The organism is Shewanella vaxholmensis (assembly GCF_031932135.1).
In the GTDB taxonomy this organism is placed as follows: Bacteria; Pseudomonadota; Gammaproteobacteria; order Enterobacterales; family Shewanellaceae; genus Shewanella; species Shewanella hafniensis.
Genome location: NZ_JAUOEV010000017.1, coordinates 109,709 through 128,186, shown reverse-complemented (window position 1 = coordinate 128,186; position 18,478 = coordinate 109,709). Strand labels below are relative to the sequence as shown.

The following is an 18,478-nucleotide window of genomic DNA, read 5'->3' as shown; positions in this document are numbered from 1 at the left end:
TCGTAGATATCATTAGCAATTAATCGTGGCCTGTTAGGCTCGCTAAATCTGAAAGCTCTAATCTGAGTATCAGAAATAAGTGATACTTTGCCTCATTCATTATTTACTTCAATGTTAGCCATCCTCACTCAAGAGGCTTTTATACCAGTCTACACATCCATTATTGTGTCGCGTTGACACATATTCTGGCGTTTTGAGCCGACTATAGATAAGTAACTGCTTCGCACTCATCGTGATGGGAATTGGTATTATGCGGTTTTCACGTATACACTTTTTTACATTCCCCATCGAGCATCTGCTTTTAGGTTGAAACTATCAATGGAATTGCGTGGCTTATTGAGGTTATTGCCGCTATTGATGTGTATGCCATTACTGGCTTATGCCGACCGTTTAGCGATGGCGAATGTTAAGCCTGCTGGCCAAGACGTTAGTGTTACTCAGACAGTAAGATATTGCGTCGACCCTGACTGGTTGCCTTATGAAGGAATCCGAGAGGGTAAGCATCTGGGTATTTCGTCAGACTATATTGATTATATTGAATCGCATTCCTCGCTCAAGTTTCAGCTGGTGCCGACTTCCTCTTGGACCGAGACCTTATCTTTTTTGCAAAGCGGACAGTGTGATTTAACTCCTATGCTGAATAAAACCCTGATACGAGAGACTTATCTGCACTTCAGTGATGTTTATTTTCGATCTCCTAATGTATTGGTGTCACTTAAAGATCAGCCTTTCTTGCAAGGATTTGAGAATATTGGTGCACGTACTTTGGCCGTACCTAAAGGCTATCGTTTGGCCGAATATATTCAGCATTATTATCCTCAGATAGAGACGCTTACCGTTGCCAGTGAACCTGCAGGATTGCAATCTGTGCTGGATAAACGTGCCGATCTTTTTGTGGGATCGATGTTTTCGGTTAACTCTTATATCCAACAAACGGGATTTAATCATTTGAAAATAGCCGGTTGGGGTGGCCCAGAAGATGAGCTGCGGATGGGCGTCGCCTATGGTCAAGAGTCCTTGTTACCTATGGTAAATAAGGCTTTAAATGCTGTGAGTGAGCAAGAGCGGATCACGATTTACCAGAAGTGGAATAATGTGACTGTGATAGATGAGACTAATTATTCACTTGTTTATCAAGTGATCTGCGCGACATTTTTGTTACTGCTTATATTGGGGGCGAGAACTTACTTTATTAGTCAATATAACCGTAGACTCACCGATAAGAATCAACAGCTCGAAACCTTGCGGCAACAGCTTGAGACTTCTAATGCGGAACTTGAATTTTTATCTACCCACGATCCCCTGACCAAGTTGTATAACCGACATTACTTTAATCGCCTTTTTATTAATAATGAGCAACATGATAAATCTGCTAAGGCAGGCATGTGCCTGGTGATGATTGATATCGATTACTTTAAAGAGATTAATGACACGCTGGGGCATAACGTCGGCGATCGGATCCTTGAACAAGTGTCACAGGTGCTACAGCATTGTGTGCGTGAATCTGATGTGGTTGCCCGTTGGGGTGGCGAAGAGTTTGTGATCCTCTGTCAGCAGTCATCTTTACCCTTAGTTGAAAGCTTGTGTGTGCGGATAGCTGAGAGGATCAAACATTATCAATTTACTGACAATGTGCAGTTAACTTGCAGTTTTGGCGTCGCTAAGCTTGCCGATAACGAACCTATGATGCTGTGCTTTGAACGTGCCGACCGCGCGCTTTATCGTGCTAAAGCGCAAGGGCGTAATCAAATGTGCACCGACAGGTAAGCATTTGCGCAAGTATGATTTACCGTTATTTAAGTAAATGGTTGCTACTGAGATGAGTTTACTAAGCCATCTTTATTTTAGAGGAAGGATTAGCATTATTGCACCAGCCGTAATGCTCATGGGTTAATGTTAGTGGTTTGTACCTAACAATATGATAGAAATTCATTAGAAATGACCTTATCCCATTAGAATGTAGTTTTTTTAACGTTTTTTATTGATTGAGTGAAAAATAAGCTAAAGAGTTTTACTCAGTTGTTTTATTTCGTATTTATGGCGATTTCCTTAAATTATTACGCGACTTTATCGTGAAAAAGTGCGCTATCCATTTGCGTGTAGCTGGGTTCCAATTTACAATATGCGCCTAAAATAATCTGATGTGCGGTGTGTCGGTATTTGTCGCATACTCCGTCTACTTCTTAAACTACTCATTAAAGTTGAATCATGACCGAATTATCCAAATACAGAAACATTGGTATCTTCGCTCACGTTGACGCGGGTAAAACCACGACCACCGAGCGTATCCTTAAGCTAACCGGTAAAATCCATAAGCTTGGCGAAGTTCACGATGGTGAATCGACCACTGACTTCATGGTACAGGAAGCTGAGCGCGGTATTACTATTCAGTCTGCTGCAGTTAGTTGCTTCTGGAAAGATCACCGTTTCAACGTTATCGACACTCCAGGACACGTTGACTTCACAGTTGAAGTTTATCGTTCTCTGAAAGTGCTTGATGGCGGTATCGGTGTATTCTGTGGTTCAGGTGGTGTTGAGCCTCAATCAGAAACTAACTGGCGCTATGCAAACGAATCAGAAGTTTCGCGCATCATCTTCGTAAACAAGTTAGACCGTATGGGTGCTGACTTCTTACGTGTTGTTAAGCAAACTAAAGACGTATTAGCTGCTAATCCACTGGTTATGGTTTTACCAATCGGTGTTGAAGACGAGTTCACTGGTGTTGTTGACCTATTAACTCGTAAAGCTTATGTATGGGATGATTCTGGTGTTCCAGAGAATTTCGAAGTTCAAGACGTTCCTGCTGACATGGTTGATCTTGTTGAAGAATACCGTGAAATGCTGATCGAAACAGCCGTTGAGCAAGATGATGCCCTGATGGAAGCGTACATGGAAGGCGAAGAGCCATCTATTGAAGACATCAAGCGTTGTATCCGTGCGGGTACTCGTACTATGGCATTCTTCCCAACATACTGTGGTTCTGCATTCAAGAACAAAGGTATGCAACTGGTTCTTGATGCTGTTGTTGACTACTTACCATCACCAGATGAAGTTGATCCACAACCATTAACTGACGAAGAAGGCAACGAAACTGGCGAATTCGCTATCGTTTCTGCTGATTTACCGTTAAAAGCATTAGCGTTCAAAATCATGGATGACCGTTTCGGCGCCCTGACTTTCGTACGTATCTACTCTGGTCAACTGAAGAAGGGTGACACCATCCTGAACAGCGCTACAGGTAAAACTGAGCGTATCGGCCGTATGTGTGAAATGTACGCTGATGACCGTATTGAAATTGAATCTGCTCAAGCTGGCGATATTATCGCTATCGTGGGTATGAAAAACGTTCAAACTGGTCACACTTTATGTGACGTGAAACACCCATGTACTCTTGAAGCCATGGTGTTCCCAGAGCCAGTAATCTCTATCGCAGTTGCGCCAAAAGATAAAGGCGGATCTGAGAAAATGGGTATCGCTATCGGTAAGATGATCGCTGAAGATCCATCATTCCGCGTAGAAACTGACGAAGATTCAGGTGAAACCATCCTTAAAGGTATGGGCGAACTTCACTTAGATATCAAAGTAGACATTCTGAAGCGTACTTATGGCGTTGAATTGATCGTAGGTGAGCCACAAGTTGCTTACCGTGAAACCATTACTCAAATGGTTGAAGATCAATACACTCACAAGAAACAATCTGGTGGTTCTGGTCAATTCGGTAAGATCGAATATATCATCCGCCCAGGTGAAGCAAACACTGGTTTCGTGTTCAAATCTTCAGTAGTTGGTGGTAGCGTTCCGAAGGAATTCTGGCCAGCAGTTGAGAAAGGTTTCGCGAGCATGATGAACACAGGTACTATCGCTGGCTTCCCAGTGTTAGACGTTGAGTTCGAATTAACTGACGGTGCTTTCCACGCAGTTGACTCATCAGCAATCGCGTTCGAAATCGCTGCTAAAGGCGCTTTCCGTCAGTCTATCGCTAAAGCTAAACCACAACTTCTTGAGCCAATCATGAAAGTTGACGTGTTCAGCCCAGATGACAACGTGGGTGACGTGATCGGTGACTTAAACCGTCGTCGCGGCATGATCAAAGACCAAGTTGCTGGTGTAACAGGTGTTCGCGTTAAAGCTGACGTACCGTTATCAGAAATGTTCGGTTATATCGGTACTTTACGTACAATGACTTCTGGTCGTGGTCAGTTCTCTATGGAGTTCTCACACTACAGCCAATGTCCAGCTAGCGTAGCTGAGAAAGTTGTTGCTCAAGTTAAAGAACGTAAAGCTGCTGAAGCTAAGAAGTAATTCTTAACTTATCTTGGCTAATATTTAGTTAGCTAATAAAAACCGCTGTCGGCCCCTAGGCTCACAGCGGTTTTTTTATGGGTGAGATCCAACTGTCATCACTCGCTTCGGTTGACGAAGCTTCGTATCTCTTTGTTTAAAGTCCGTATCCTTTTGTTTTACAGAATGTCATTTCTCGCTTTATCTTCTCAGTATTTCAGCGCTCAGTTTTTTGTTTACTCAATTCAAGCAAGGCCTTGGCCGCCGGTGTTAAAGGTAAACTTTGACGCCAAATAAGCGCCAGATCCCATGTCATTGCGGGCTGCATAGGTTTAAAGATCAGTTTGCTGGTGCTTAGTCTATTGCAGATAGGCTCAGGTAAAATGGCGACACCCATATCGGCCTCAACCATGGCGGCGAGAAAATCCCATTGGCCGCTGCGAAAGGCAATATTGAGCTGAACACCTGCTTTGCGACTGAGGCGATTAATCAGTTTAGCGAGGGAGAAGTCTTCGTTATAGAGGATAAAAGGGTAGGGTTGGAAGTCCTGCCAGTTTAAGTGGTCTTTCTCGGCTAAGGGATGCCCCTCTGGCAGGCATGCGAGTAAAGGGTACTTAGTTAGGGGTTGATTGACGAGTTCTGCCTCATGGGTCGTGGGGAGCGCAGTAAAGGCTATATCGAGACTGTTATTGAGTAGGGCTTGCTCGCAGCCAAATCCGCCATACTCATACATGTGTAGCTCAACTCCTGGGTAGCGCTTACGATAGCTAGTGAGCAAACCTATAATTAGGCTGCTCATCATGGGACACACCCCTAGCCGTAATCGCCCCGACTTGAGACCGCTGAGGTTACTCATGTCCTCCTGCAATCTATGCCATTGACCGAGGATTTCCCGCGCACTGTGCTCAAATAGCTGCCCTGCCTGAGTTAGCTCAACCTTTTGGTTATTTCGGATCAGCAAGGTTTCCCCTAGGCTTTCTTCGAGTCTTTGGATGATTTTGCTCAGTGTCGGCTGAGTGATAAAACATTTCTGTGCGGCGCGGGTAAAGTTTTCAGTTTCCACTAGGGTCAGAAAACATTGTAAGGTCTTGATTGGGATGTTCATGCTTAAATGGAATCCATATTATGGAATTTATTCATTTTACTAATGATGGCTTAAATATTACTTTGACCTTGTTAACAAAACAGGGGAATACCGATGAAATCAAGTTCGAGTCTATGGGTAGGGGCTTTGTGGCAGGCGGCTATGCCTGTGGCAAAAGAGGTGCAAAACGCTAAAGCGGCGCAAGTCACTAAAACGGCTCCAGCGGGTGATTTGCATAAAGCAAAACAACAAGTAAACCCAGCCTAGGCTGGGTTTTTACTTTTCTGCGTTTTAGATGCTGCTCTTATCTTTATTTCCCTCTATTCTCACTTTGCCTTTTTAACTTCTGCTCAATCCTTCCTCGGTGAAAGAACTGTTCAGTAACGGACGCTGAGCCAGCGAAAGACGTTTAGTCTTATATTTACTTGAATGCTCATTACTGACTCTAAGCCTATTCATTAGGATAGGATGCTTAAATAGTAAAAAAGCCACCCTATAAACTCGGGTGGCTTTGCTCTGCAGGGGAAAGTGATTTATTGGCCGGAGAATTGATTCTCAACGAGTGGTTGCTTGTTTTCGGCTTGAGCGACATGGCATTGAGTACAGAAATAGTTATGTCCGTTCACTGTGCCTTTATCATCAATCACATGGGACTTAGCGACAGGCGTGGCTTTCATGCGTTTTGCCTTGTCCCAACTATGGCAGCTTAAACAGCCATTTTTATCTAAGGTGATCTTGTAATCGTCCTTATGTGGGATGAGCGGTGGTTGCTCGCTAAAACTGCGCTCAATGGCGGTGCCGCGACTAGGATAAGTTGCCATGGCATCGGCTGGGCGAATGTCGGTGATCGCCATGTTTCCTGCGAGGGATTGAATGTTAACCGGCGCTGCATTAGTGTCGGCTTGCTGACCTGAACAGCCCGCGATGCCGATAAGTAATGCAGTTAAGGTGAGTATTTTTTTCATTGGTTATTCTCCGCCTTGGTGACTTTGACTGGGCACTTTTTAAAGTCAGTTTCTTTTGATAGGGGATCGGTCGCATCCAAAATCAGTTTATTGACTAACTGGCGCGCATCGAAGAAGGGCATAAATACCACGCCGCGTGGCGGTTTGTTACGGCCTTTAGTTTCAACTCGGGTTTTCACTTCACCGCGCGGTGAGGCTACTATGACCTCATCGCCGCGTTGTACACCGCGGGCTTTGGCATCCTCTGGATGCATAAAAATCTGCGCATCGGGAAAAGCGCGGTAAAGCTCGGGGACGCGGGCGGTCATCGAGCCTGTGTGCCAATGCTCAAGCACGCGGCCAGTCGACATCCACAGATCGTATTCTGCATTCGGCTCTTCGGCGGCGGGCTCATAGGGCAGGGCGAAGATCACCGCTTTACCATCTGGCTTACCATAGAATTTAAAGCCTTCACCCGCTTTGACATAAGGGTCGCTCCCTTCTACGAAACGGCGAAGGGTTTCTTTGCCATTAACGACTGGCCAGCGTAGGCCGCGGGTTTCGTGGTAACGGTCAAAGTCGGCTAAATCATGGCCATGGCCACGACCGAAAGCTGCATATTCTTCGAAAATACCTTTTTGCAGGTAGAAACCGAAGTGTTCGCTCTCATCGTTGAGATCTGCTTTGCAATCCGATGTGGGGAATTTGTCGATCACGCCGTTGGCGAATAGCACTTCATATAAGGTTTTATCCGCATATTCTGGTTGCTTAGCGATTAACTCAACTGGCCAGACTTCAGACACTTTAAAGCGTTTTGAAAACTCGACGAGTTGCCAGAGATCAGACTTAGCCCCTTCTGGCGCTTTTACTTGCTGATGCCATAGGTGAGTACGGCGCTCGGCATTGCCGTAAGCGCCTTCTTTCTCGACCCACATTGCCGTTGGCAAAATTAAGTCCGCCGCCATGGCTGTGATAGTTGGATAGGGATCTGAAACCACGATAAAGTTTTCTGGATTACGGAAACCAGGATAGATTTCATCGTTGATGTTAGGGCCCGCCTGCATGTTGTTGGTGCACATGGTCCAGTAGCAGTTGAGTTTGCCATCTTTGAGCATCCGGCTCTGGAGTACGGCATGGTAGCCAGGTTTGGCGGGAATCGTCCCTGCAGGTACTTGCCATAGTTTTTCGGTAATGGCGCGGTGTTTGTCGTTCGTCACTTCCATATCGGCGGGTAAACGATGGGCGAAAGTACCGACTTCACGTGCTGTACCGCAAGCCGAAGGTTGACCCGTTAATGAGAAAGGACTGTTACCCGGTGTGGCAATTTTGCCCGTGAGCAAATGGATGTTGTAGAGCATGTTGTTCGCCCACACGCCGCGAACGTGTTGGTTAATGCCCATGGTCCACAGACTCATGACTTTAACCTTAGGATCGGCATAGGCCTTGGCTAAGGTTTCTAACTTTTCGGGCTCAACACCACTCATCTTAGCTGCGTATTCCAGCGTATATGTGCTGACAAACTTGGCGTACTCGTCAAAGCTAATGGGGGTGGATTTACCATTGCCTGGATTTTTAGCTTTTTTCTCTAACGGATGGTCTGGACGCAGGCCATAGCCGATATCGTCAACGCCTAAGGCAAACTTAGTGTGTTTAGTGACAAAGTCGGTATTTATGGCTTTGTTTTGAATAATGTAATTGGCAATAAAGTTGAGGATCACTAAGTCCGATTGTGGGCGGAACACCATAGGGTTATCGGCTAAATCGAAGCTGCGGTTCTCAAAGGTCGACAGCACATGTACGCGGCAGTCTTTGTGGCTTAAGCGGCGGTCGGATAATCGTGCCCACAGAATTGGGTGCATCTCGGCCATGTTGGCGCCCCAGAGCACAAAGTGATCGGCGGCTTCTAAATCGTCATAGCAGCCCATGGGCTCATCAATACCGAAGGTACGCATAAAGCCACCCACGGCCGATGCCATACAGTGGCGGGCGTTAGGGTCGATATTGTTGGTGAGGAAACCGGCTTTATGCAATTTAGAGGCGGCGTAGCCTTCCCAAATAGTCCATTGGCCTGAGCCGAACATACCCACAGACGTCGGGCCTTTAGTGGCGAGGCTGTGTTTCCACTTAGCGGCCATTGTATCGAAGGCCATATCCCAACTGACTGGGGTAAACTCACCTTCTTTATGGTATTTGCCGTCTTTCATCCGCAGCAATGGCGTAGTTAATCTATCTTTGCCGTACATGATTTTCGATAAAAAATAGCCCTTGATACAGTTAAGACCACGGTTGACTGGACTCTCAGGATCGCCCTTAGTGGCGACTACTTTGCCCGCTTGGGTGCCGACTAATACGCTACAACCCACACCGCAAAAGCGGCAAGGGGCTTTATCCCATTTGATATTGTCTGGCTGTTCGGCAGCTTCGACCATCTTAATGGGAAGTGTGACGCCAACGGCTGTTGCGGCGGCAACCGCTGCGTTGGCCTTGAGAAACTCGCGGCGGCTTATGCTCATAATCTTTCCTCACTCTCTTGTTCTAAAGGTGCGACTTGGTGGTAAATCAAACTGGCGGATAACACGCCGGACAGGGCATTGATGGCTTCAACATTGTCGAGAATTGCTCTTTGGCTACTCCCTTCGAGGGTGACAACCAATTTCCCTTCTGGCGTAACCGCATGAATATCGGCGCCCATTAATGCGCAAATATTGGCTTCAACCTGTTGTAAGGTTTTAGGAGCGGCATGCACCACAAGGCTAGTGACGTGGTATTCCTGACTCATTGGGGTGACCTGTAGTGGCGTAAACTCGGTTACTTGATTTGGAAAAGCAGAGCAAACGAGTGCTGATACAGGCGAGTCTAGACCTGATAAAAAATGTGGGTATACCTCTCAAGAGGTATTGAAAGCGATAGTCGATCCGGATCAAAGTTTTGCGAGTGATCTAACTCTCAGTTTGAAATTTAAGCGGTGTGTTTATTGTGGATGAGGTGTGTTGTACTTGGCCGTATATGGGATACGGCCAATAATTCAAGATTATAAATATTGCCAACCTTTAAGTACTATCGCGGGGGGAATGGCATTGTCACTGCCTAAATCGGCTTCGCCTAAAGCATTGTCATAATGGATTTTGCCATCGCCCGTAGCGGTAATGGATTTGCCTCTTACCGAGCCGAAGATTTCGGGCCCACCGGGCAGATTGACTTTGGATTTAGGCGCGTAAAGCGCGGCATATATCGGCACGCTTCCACTGACAGTTACATCTTTATTTGAACCCGAATAAATCGCTAACGGCGGTTTATTGCTGCTGGTTAAGGTTTGGCTTTTAATGCTATTGCCGTTATTGGTACCTGCCGTAAAGGAAATTTCACCATTCACAAATAACGTTAAACTTGAACCTGGGGCGATATTAAGTTGGTTTGCGCCACTCATTTTAAAATCACCATTGATGATCAGCGTTACATCTCCACCACTGATGTTTAATACACCATCGCTACTCATGACTAAGCTGTCGAGGTTAAATACTGGGGTTTCAGAACCGAAGATGTTTTCTGAGCTTGAGGACAGGGCAGGAAACGCATTACTGTTACCTGAACTCGCTGTCGAGCCCGTTGGCGAAATGGTGATATTTTGGGTTGATGCTATTGTTCTCGCGCCATTGTTGGGCATTTTAAACCCTCCCATCACGGCGCCAATATCTAAGGGATCGCAGGACTTAGTGGGAACGGGAGGGACATTAGGCGCTTGTTTCACTGCTTGGCCAATGCTGCTATTTTGATGGAAGTTGCCATCACCGCCATATTGAAGTGTCCCATTCACTTTGGCACCAGGGGCCGTTGATGCGTTGTTATTGGCTTGCACTGAGCCTTCAACAGTGCCACTATTTTTTAGCTCGAAATTATGACCCGCAGCGATATTTCCACCGACCGTACCTGTGCCTACGATGACATCTTTATTGCTTTGAATATTGCCCACTAGGGAAGATGAGCCGGTTAATGTGACATTTCCCGTTGCACTGACATCGCCGTAAATCGGCGAATTGCCCGACAAGGTTACATCGGCATTCGGTTCAACCGTCGTCACATTGCCTTTGCCGTGCTTATTGAGTTGGCTGTTGCCTTGATCATTATTGAAGCTATCGCCGTAGGCGCCTTTTCGTGAGTCATAACCATCGATTGTACTACTACCAGTCAGATTGAGGCTCTCGCAGGAAACGATGGCATCGTTAAAAATGTTATTGCCCTTTGCGCCTTTTAGGGCGAAGAGTGCATTGAGTTTGGCCTGACCTTCTAAGTGTTGCCCTGTGCTGTTGACGCTGAGTTCGGCGCTCGGGGTCACGGTTTTTGTTAACGTATAAGCGCTGCTGTCGATACTGCCTGAGGCACTTTTTGGCAGGCTGTCATTTAAAGAGGCTGCCGTGCTTTGGGGTACTTTAATTAAAGTCGCTTTGAGGGTGTTATAGCTTTCATACATGCCTTGTTCGGCGGTGAGTTGCGCATTGACTTGCTTCTGGAAGTTCCCGCTCAGCCGCTCTTGTACTAAGTTATCTCGCAGTGATGTCACGACCAATAAACTGGCTAATATACTGAAGACTAAGACGATAAGTAACACTGCACCCTTTTGCTTATTAATACTGCCGCGAAGTGGCGAAGCGTGAGCAAATGAACGTTCCGTGTGCATGTCTGTGCTTCCTCGTGCCTATGGCACTTGTTGTGAATTAATGGCTTGTTGCCAAAGAGGTTTACGCAGTGCGATCTGTAAGCTAATACCCTGATCATATTGGGTCGGTAAAGCTAAGGGTTTCAAATTAATACTGACGAGTTCACCAGTTTGAGAGAAGTGAGCCGCTTCTAGCCCAGTGAGAAGCGTTTGTGCACTATCACCATCGTCGCAGGATAAGTTAGGTGCTAAAAAGCTAAAGGTTTCGGTGTAATCAGCGGTTTTACTTTGGCCTAAACAGCTAATACTCGGTTGGTTTGCGGAGGCACGCGTGCTTAGGACGAGTTCGTTAGCCGATACAAGGGCGACATTATCCGCCTGTTTGATGCTTTTACTGAGCGTTAGCGTGGCGTACCTTAAGGCGTCAGCGGCATTTTCTAGACGTTTACTTTCCTCAACAGTAGTCTTAAGTGGCGCAAAGAAATTGATCACAGCGATCATGATGATTAGCCCTAATACCATGGCAATCATCAGTTCGGATAAGCTAAACCCCGTTTGTCTTGAGGTGAGTTTAATGTGTCTCCGTTGAGTGCGATGAGCTGAAATCACAGTTAAACCTTACACAGATGCGGAAAGCTGGCGTTAAGACTGACGCTATTATTGGTATCGACTCGACCATCTTGCCAAGTCACAGTAATTGCCATGTTGTCTTGATAAGTGTCGGGTAATACTAAGTCAAAGCCTGCGGGAAAATCTTGGCTTAAACTGGCTCTAAAATTGATATCTTCGAAGCGGGCGGGTTGCTTTTGCACTTCGCATAATCTTGGCCAAATCTGCTCAATGACATTTTGCGCTTGCACTGTGGCAACAGTGTATTGAAAGCTATTGCTGGCATGTTGTAGCGATGATAGCTGTGCTTTTGCCAGTGCAAGCAATGAAGTGACTGATACCACGAGTGAGACTAAAACTTCTGTCATGGTAAAGCCAAGGTGTTTTTTACCTATGTGATTAAAGGCTTTCATGCACAATCCCCGCTCTGAAGCTGACTTTGGCCGCTCGGTAAAATGCATAAATTCATGTTTTCACCTTGACTGTTCGCCAATGAAATACTGGTTTTGGCTGTATTGCCCGTGGCACTGATGCTGATACTAGCCAGTCCTGTTACTGCAACCCCACGTGTCGGGGGCGTAAAAACCTTCAATTCGTTATCGTCGCTATCTTTAATGACCCAAAGTCCCGCTTCTGTTGCCGTGAGGGTAATTGAAGTGCTGCGTTTTATCGCTTCGCTGCGGGCAAATTTATAGCTAGAGACCAATTCATTCGCGGCTGCGGTTAGCTGTTCACGTGCCATAACATCGCGGTACGAAGGGAGTGCTAAGCTGCCTAAAATACCGATAATCGCGACGGTAACCATAAGCTCAACTAAGGTAAATCCATGATTCCATGGGTTTGACATTTAATTCGTCCAACAATTGGCAGCGGGAGTTCGCACGCCTTTCTGATTAATGCTTAAGGTGCCACAGCTATCCGATTGGCGGCTGGTTGGGACTGCCGAGAGGGAGAAACTTAACTTGTCGTCCGCCGGTGTGTAGCTAAAAGTGTAGTAAGGACTGTTGGTTAAGGTTTGCGCAGCAGGATACTTACCTTGACGGGAATAATTGCGTTCTAATGCTTGCACGCTCGTCATCAAATATTGCTGGGCATCGAAACGACGACCTTGCTTTAGGTATTCGGAAAAAGAAGGGATAGCGATAGCGGCGAGAATGCCGATGATGGCTACGACGATCATGAGTTCAATTAAGGTAAACCCTTTCTCTATGCGGATGATAGAACTCATTAACAACTCCATTTGTGCTGGCTGATGCGTATTGCAGTTACTCATAAATACGAGAGTTAAACTGTTTCTTTTATGTTATGACAACGTTGTCATTTGATTTTATGATAATGTATTTGGGTTGACTTTAAAATGCAACAATTGGTTGATTATTAGTCTTTAACTCGATCGCAAATAGGGCGTTATTGTGGGCTTGGTCACGTATCTGATGTTGATATATCTTTATGTAACAGTGGCTTAAGATGATTTTTCAACATGGCTATCTTGTTATGTTACTTCGCGCTGACTTAGCATTTCTGGTTATTAATAGCGATGTTTAGGCTCAATAGCCCGTTAGCTCCATATAACCCGTACCTGTATGGCTGCCAGAGAGTTGCACTGGGCCTTCCCAGTAGGGCGTTGATAATGGCATAGCGCTATTGGTATTGAGCGGGGTGATAGTGAGATCGATATTTTCGCTGGGGATTTTTACCTGCCAGCTAACGGGATAGTCGCCATTGACTGTGTGTTGCCATTTAAGAGGCGTCATCTGAATGTCATTGGGATTGTCAGTGGAATTAATGTTGCGCCCAGTGCCATCGGCAAACATTCTTCTGGCGCTATAAAATGCTGAGATAGGTGCATTCTTTGCGGACTCTGCTGGCGACTGATCCCGTAGCTGAAACAACATCAGCGTCGAGCCATCATTTAACCTGAGCGCGAACCAATCCCAGCCCTGTTGCGTTTTAGTGAGAAATTGCGAGCTCCATTCCCTGTCGAGCCAACCTTGGCCTGTGACTCGCTCCACTTTGCCATTGCGGTTGATTTCACCTGAAATTTCAATAAAGGGTTGGCTGTAATAGTAAGAGGCTACTTGGCCGTCGCGGCTTTTAAGGCTATAGCCGTTAACGCCTTGGTATTGCAGTGGCGCTTGGCTATTAAGCTGAAGTCGATAGCTAAAATCAGGATTCTCCACCGTTAAGGTCGCGGGAAAGAGTGCATTGGTTTCGCTCTGCCAGTGCCAGTTATCGAGGCGGATTTGATAAGGATCTAATTTCACCTCGGCAAACTCGCTATGGCGGCGCGACCACTTTTCTTGAGCCAGATGAGTTTGACTCGAGGTTAATGCGCTATGAGCTAAATAAAGCTGCTGAGTCGCCCAAGTGGATTCATTTTGAGGAACCACATCTGTTGCTTGCGGTACTGTTGTTTGTGGCGCGATTGTTTGCAGAGTTGTTTTTTGTGGAGCAAGGGGGTTAAGGGCGACTCTAAACTGCGTCCACTGGGCACCGAGTTGCTCACCTGTTTCTGTGGTTAAATTGGCGGTCAGATACCACCATTCTTGGCGAAAGTTATTGTGCGCCAAGTGATCTCGGGGAAATTCAAATCTATAACCGGGAACAACAGGCGTAAAAGCTAGATCATCTTGATTATTCGAGTTTTTCCCTACCACATTGGCCATGGATTTGGATTGAGTGTTTTGCGTCGATGGCGTTTTATCGCAGCCGCCGATAAGCATTAACCCAACCACTGCCCATACAATACTGTTCAGATTGAGTGTTTTCATCACAGTGTCTCCTGCTGCAGACTGGCGACCAGTGGTTTGCGGGTTTGCCAATACAGCGGCAAGAGCACGGCTAAGGTGCAGGTGGTTAAGGCAATCAGTATTGCTTTGCCATAGGCTTGCCAATCCCAAATCATTTTTATCGTCCAGCCAAAGGCTTGCAAGGTGATCTTATTGATGAGCAGGTAACCTAGCAGTGCACCCGTTGGCATAGCGAGCAGACAAGTGATCAGCACTACAATCAGCATTTGCATAAACACCATACCGCGCAGCGCATTACGACTCACGCCAAGGGAATACAGTCGTGCCAGTGGCGCTTGCCGTGCCTGAGTTAACATTAAACAGGCACTAAAAAGGCCAATCGCGGCGACAATCAGCGTCAAACTATTCAGCACTAAGGTAATCGAAAAAGTCCGCTTAAACATGGCGATAGCTTGGGTTTTAATCTTAGTTTGACTGTAGATTTGCGCTTGCGATAAGCCTAACTCGGCAGCCAGTTGGATTTGCAGTTCATCGAGTTCCGTTTCACTGATCTTGCTGCCTCGCTCTTTACCGTAAAAATTCGCCGCCAAGCTGATCGGCAGCACAGGTAATTGTGCCTTTTGCCATAATGGCTGGCTGATAATCACCTCGTTGCGGGTATTACCGTGGTCATAATAAATGCCGCCGATAATGGCTTGGCTGTTACCGGTTTTCTTAAGCGCATCCAATGACACGCTATCGCCAAGCTGCAATTGGTATTTGATGGCTAAGGGCTCGCTCACTAAGATCACGGGGGCATTAAAGTAGGATTGCCACAGAGTCGGTAGGCTTTCTTTTAGTGCACTGGTGTGGCGAATCGAATATTCATCACGGCTAAGTAGGCTAATTGGAATTGTTTGTGCGCTCGAATTATCCGTCGATACCGGGAGTGAAAGCTGGGCTTCAATTTGCCATTGCTGATAAAGACCGCTGACTCTAGGATCCTGCATCAGTTGGGTTTGAATCGTGTCGATGCGCTGGCTCGGTGGACGGATGTAGAGATCGGCATGCAAGCGGGTTTCTAGCCAAGTCCGCAGGGTTTGCTCGAAGCTACCCACTAGGGTGTTCATCGACACATTGGCACTGAGCGCCAGCAAGATTGCCATCATAGCTAGGGAGAGTGGTGCTATAAGCTCGCGGGTTTCGGCGAGCAGATATTGCCATAATCCGGGGCGCGCCAAGGGCATTAAGGCACTGACGCCCCAATGCAGCAATTGCGGCAACAACAAGGGGATCGCGATAGCGACGATACCGAGCAACACTAAGCTGATGTTATAGCTTTGACTGAAGGGAAATAGCAGCGCCGCTACGGTCAGTAAACCACAGGCTAAGACAAATTGAATACTATGGGTTTTGCGGTGTGCCTGCATCTGCTGATAACGATTCGCCCCTTGTGCCAGTGCTTGGCGCGTAAGATCTAAATACAAGGGCAAGCAAGCGGCAAATGCGGCGCCTAAGGTGAGGGCAATTGCCTCGATAAGCCAAGTCCATTGCCAAATACCGGGGAGTAAGTGGGCGCCATACATTTGCTCTAGGGTCATGGCGACCATAGGTTGCAGCCAGTGGCTGAGTTGTAAACCACTGATAAAGCCCAAACTTGAGCCTATGACAACCAACAAAATTAATTCTAACATTAGCGCCGTCATCAAGGCGCGGCGCTCGATTCCCTGTTGTAATAACTGCACTAACAGTTTTTGTCGTTTCATTAGGCTGTAGCGCACACCGTTATAGGCGATAAAGAGGCCGACAACGAAGGCTAACATGCTCATGGCATTAAGATTAAGGTGAAAACTGCGGGTCAGCGCTATCAGCGCTTGGCCTTGATCTTGCTGGCTAAAACTGGCCTTTTGCGGCGTAATGCCCAAAGTGTCGAGATGGGATTTTAGTTGAGGTAAGTTTTCTCGCTCGCTGAACATGGCGATATAGCTTAATCGGCCTTGCATGTTCAGTAATCGCTGGGCGAGGGAAATATCGGCCAAGATGGCGCTGCCGAGGCCAAAACTGTCATCAACTGTAATAACGTCTAAGGTGCTATTTTCTAAAGCAAGTTTACCGTCGGGTGCTACTTTGGCAGCTAGGCTGCGGCTGATTATCACTGTGGGGGCGCCATTCAGCAGATCGGCAAGCGGTAAGGCATTCATCTGCGGCGAGGTGGTTGAGTGCGTTTCACTCGAGGCGTGACTTCTCGATTTTTGTAGCGTTAATGCGGCAATCAGATCGCTGCCTTCCAGTTGCCAAAACTGACCATTCTTACCGGAGATTTTGCCATTCACGACGGCGAGACTCTGACTTAATCCGGCTCGTCTTAAGTCGAAATAAACAGATTCATCTAAGGTATTTTGTCCAAGAGGCGGCGTGAGTAACACATCGGCGCGTTGACTCAAAAGCTCAGTCGCATCGCTATAGCTGCGCACGGCATTATCGTTGGTCGCTTTAACCCCAATCAGTAGCGTCACGGCCAAGGCGATACCGAGCAGAATGGCTCCTGCTTGTATGGGCGCATGGCGATAATGGGCGATAAACACCTTTAGGCTGAGCCATGTCAGTCTCAGCCCAGTCTGCTGAAGTCCAGTAGATGTTGCTTTCGTGAGCCGTTTATTGTTCATAGATAGCGACTGCACCTTGGGATAAGTGCCAACGTTTTTGCATAAAGGCGGCGCACTCTTCGCTATGGGTCACCATTAAGATACTGGTTTGGCTTTCTCGCGCCAGTTCACACAGTAATGCCATGACTTGCTTACCCGATACATCATCTAAGTTACCTGTGGGTTCGTCGGCTAGCAGCAAGGTCGGTTTATGGGCTAAGGCGCGGGCGATGGCGACCCGCTGTTGTTGACCGCCGGACAGGGCTTCAACTGGGCGATGAAGTAATGGCATCAGCCCAAGTTTTTCAACCAGATAGTCACACCAGGCAGACCACGGCTGCGCGGTTAAACTTAAGGAGAAGGCGATATTGTCTTTCACGTTGAGTGGCGTGAGTAAGTTAAATTGCTGAAACACGACACCTAAGGAATTGCGCCTGAAACGGCTCCAATCTTTGTCTTGCCAAGTTGAGGTGGACGCTTGTTCTAGTAAGATTTCGCCCGAGTCTGGCATTTCAAAACCGGCGATCAGGTTGAGTAAGGTGCTCTTGCCGCTGCCGCTGGGACCTGTGAGTGCCACGGTTTCGCCTCTATGGATCTGCAGGTCAACCGCTTGCAGCACTTGATGATATTGCTCGCCATCACGAAAGCACTTGCTGACTTGGTTAAGCTTGGCGACTGGGTGAAGCTTGTCGACAGGATTTGGTTTAGCGACGTCGGCCATTGAGCAACTCCTTTATATCTATTGGCGGCTTATGTGGTAAGCAGTGTTTGCAACATATCCTGGCTGCAATTTAGCATTGCAATCCCGTGTTCAAGATAAAGCATTTTCTATTCAGATAGATACTGATTTTTCCTGTAATGGGATCATAAACGGGATCACAAAACATAAATCGTCACTTGCCGTAAAAATAGTCAATTGAATTAAATCCTCGACGAACTGTGAGCAAACGGCTTGAGCTGACGCCGCGTTTGTTGCATTCTGTGCGTCCTGTTAGCTTGGGAGTTAATCTCAATCTAACAATCCGTTCGGATGAAGGTAGCAGGAGAGTGGGGAATTGACCCCACACCGACGAGGCAACTTTGGTTTTATTTGAAGCGACGGTTTTATTGAATCGAATCTTCCCATAAAAACAAAGCACTCTTTCAGGTGCCGTAAGGCGTGGACTGTTACTGGACGAGCCTCTGGAGAGACTACCAGTTGCACTCATTGTGCAATCAGGTGGCGCCGAAGGCGAAAGTGTCGTGGTGTTATTGTATAACCTGCGACGCGAAACGCTCAGGCAAAAGGACAGAGGAGAGGATGACTGCACAGTCCCTGTCGTTTGTCGTCGTGGGCTATTTTTACTCTTTTGCTTGAGATGGAGTACTTTTGCTCTTATTGAAAGCACTCGTGTAGAGCTCTCGCTTGCTACGCTTTTAGCGTTCAGCTTAGGCGATTCTCGGCTGAGATTAGGTCAAAATAGCTCGCTATAGCGTCCGACTGCGGCGCGTCACAGCCATTTCTTTTCCTCCTCCGTTTATTAATTTTGTTG

Annotated in this window: 15 protein-coding genes and 1 riboswitch; of the genes, 3 read left to right on the top strand and 12 right to left on the bottom strand. The window is 46.9% G+C overall.

What is annotated here, in order from left to right:
- The first annotated feature begins 318 nt into the window (after positions 1–318).
- Both Q4Q46_RS15090 and fusA read left to right on the top strand, forming a co-directional pair.
- Positions 319–1,767 carry a diguanylate cyclase gene (locus tag Q4Q46_RS15090; RefSeq protein WP_311906372.1) on the top strand — a complete coding sequence of 483 codons (1,449 nt, stop codon included), beginning with the start codon at positions 319–321 and terminating at the stop codon, positions 1,765–1,767.
- Between the two features lie 441 nt (positions 1,768–2,208).
- Positions 2,209–4,302: an elongation factor G gene (fusA, locus tag Q4Q46_RS15085; RefSeq protein ID WP_311906371.1), complete on the top strand. Its 2,094-nt coding sequence runs from the start codon at positions 2,209–2,211 to the stop codon at positions 4,300–4,302.
- A gap of 196 nt (positions 4,303–4,498) precedes the next feature.
- Here the strand turns inward: fusA and Q4Q46_RS15080 are convergent, their stop codons facing one another.
- A complete protein-coding gene (locus Q4Q46_RS15080) occupies positions 4,499–5,386 on the bottom strand; it encodes a LysR family transcriptional regulator (RefSeq protein ID WP_012088325.1) in 888 nt (295 codons plus the stop codon).
- Positions 5,387–5,479: 93 nt separating this feature from the next.
- Between Q4Q46_RS15080 and Q4Q46_RS15075 the strand changes: the two genes are divergently transcribed.
- Positions 5,480–5,632, top strand: a complete 153-nt coding sequence (locus Q4Q46_RS15075) for a hypothetical protein (protein WP_006082989.1) — start codon at positions 5,480–5,482, stop codon at positions 5,630–5,632.
- Between the two features lie 266 nt (positions 5,633–5,898).
- Here the strand turns inward: Q4Q46_RS15075 and napB are convergent, their stop codons facing one another.
- The 11 genes from napB to Q4Q46_RS15020 all read right to left on the bottom strand — a co-directional run bounded on the left by napB (position 5,899) and on the right by Q4Q46_RS15020 (position 17,667).
- Positions 5,899–6,330 (bottom strand): nitrate reductase cytochrome c-type subunit NapB, encoded by a 432-nt coding sequence (gene napB / locus Q4Q46_RS15070; protein WP_012088326.1) that lies wholly within the window; start codon positions 6,328–6,330, stop codon positions 5,899–5,901.
- Positions 6,327–8,822, bottom strand: coding sequence for a nitrate reductase catalytic subunit NapA (gene napA / locus Q4Q46_RS15065; protein WP_012088327.1), 2,496 nt, complete (start codon positions 8,820–8,822; stop codon positions 6,327–6,329). The genes napB and napA overlap by 4 nt, the downstream gene beginning before the upstream one ends.
- Positions 8,819–9,088: a chaperone NapD gene (locus tag Q4Q46_RS15060; RefSeq protein WP_012088328.1), complete on the bottom strand. Its 270-nt coding sequence runs from the start codon at positions 9,086–9,088 to the stop codon at positions 8,819–8,821. The genes napA and Q4Q46_RS15060 overlap by 4 nt, the downstream gene beginning before the upstream one ends.
- Before the next feature lie 252 nt (positions 9,089–9,340).
- Positions 9,341–10,984, bottom strand: coding sequence for a DUF7305 domain-containing protein (locus Q4Q46_RS15055; protein ID WP_012088329.1), 1,644 nt, complete (start codon positions 10,982–10,984; stop codon positions 9,341–9,343).
- 18 nt (positions 10,985–11,002) lie between these two features.
- The gene (locus Q4Q46_RS15050) at positions 11,003–11,572 is read right to left on the bottom strand and encodes a PilW family protein (protein ID WP_311906370.1); all 570 of its coding nucleotides are present in this window, start codon (positions 11,570–11,572) and stop codon (positions 11,003–11,005) included.
- Positions 11,573–11,574: 2 nt separating this feature from the next.
- Entirely contained in the window at positions 11,575–11,985 is a 411-nt protein-coding gene (locus Q4Q46_RS15045) for a type IV pilus modification PilV family protein (RefSeq protein ID WP_311906369.1), read from the bottom strand.
- Entirely contained in the window at positions 11,982–12,419 is a 438-nt protein-coding gene (locus Q4Q46_RS15040; RefSeq protein ID WP_012088331.1) for a GspH/FimT family pseudopilin, read from the bottom strand. Before Q4Q46_RS15040 ends, Q4Q46_RS15045 begins: the two co-directional genes overlap by 4 nt.
- Complete coding sequence (locus tag Q4Q46_RS15035; protein WP_006086002.1) at positions 12,420–12,800, bottom strand: type IV pilin protein; 381 nt, start codon at positions 12,798–12,800, stop codon at positions 12,420–12,422.
- A gap of 319 nt (positions 12,801–13,119) precedes the next feature.
- On the bottom strand, positions 13,120–14,343 hold the full coding sequence (locus Q4Q46_RS15030) for a lipocalin-like domain-containing protein (protein WP_311906368.1): 1,224 nt from the start codon (positions 14,341–14,343) through the stop codon (positions 13,120–13,122).
- Positions 14,343–16,967 (bottom strand): FtsX-like permease family protein, encoded by a 2,625-nt coding sequence (locus Q4Q46_RS15025; protein ID WP_311906367.1) that lies wholly within the window; start codon positions 16,965–16,967, stop codon positions 14,343–14,345. The genes Q4Q46_RS15030 and Q4Q46_RS15025 overlap by 1 nt, the downstream gene beginning before the upstream one ends.
- Positions 16,957–17,667, bottom strand: coding sequence for an ABC transporter ATP-binding protein (locus Q4Q46_RS15020; protein WP_311906366.1), 711 nt, complete (start codon positions 17,665–17,667; stop codon positions 16,957–16,959). The genes Q4Q46_RS15025 and Q4Q46_RS15020 overlap by 11 nt, the downstream gene beginning before the upstream one ends.
- Positions 17,668–18,118: 451 nt before the next feature.
- A riboswitch (glycine riboswitch) is annotated at positions 18,119–18,248 on the top strand.
- Positions 18,249–18,478 lie beyond the last annotated feature (230 nt).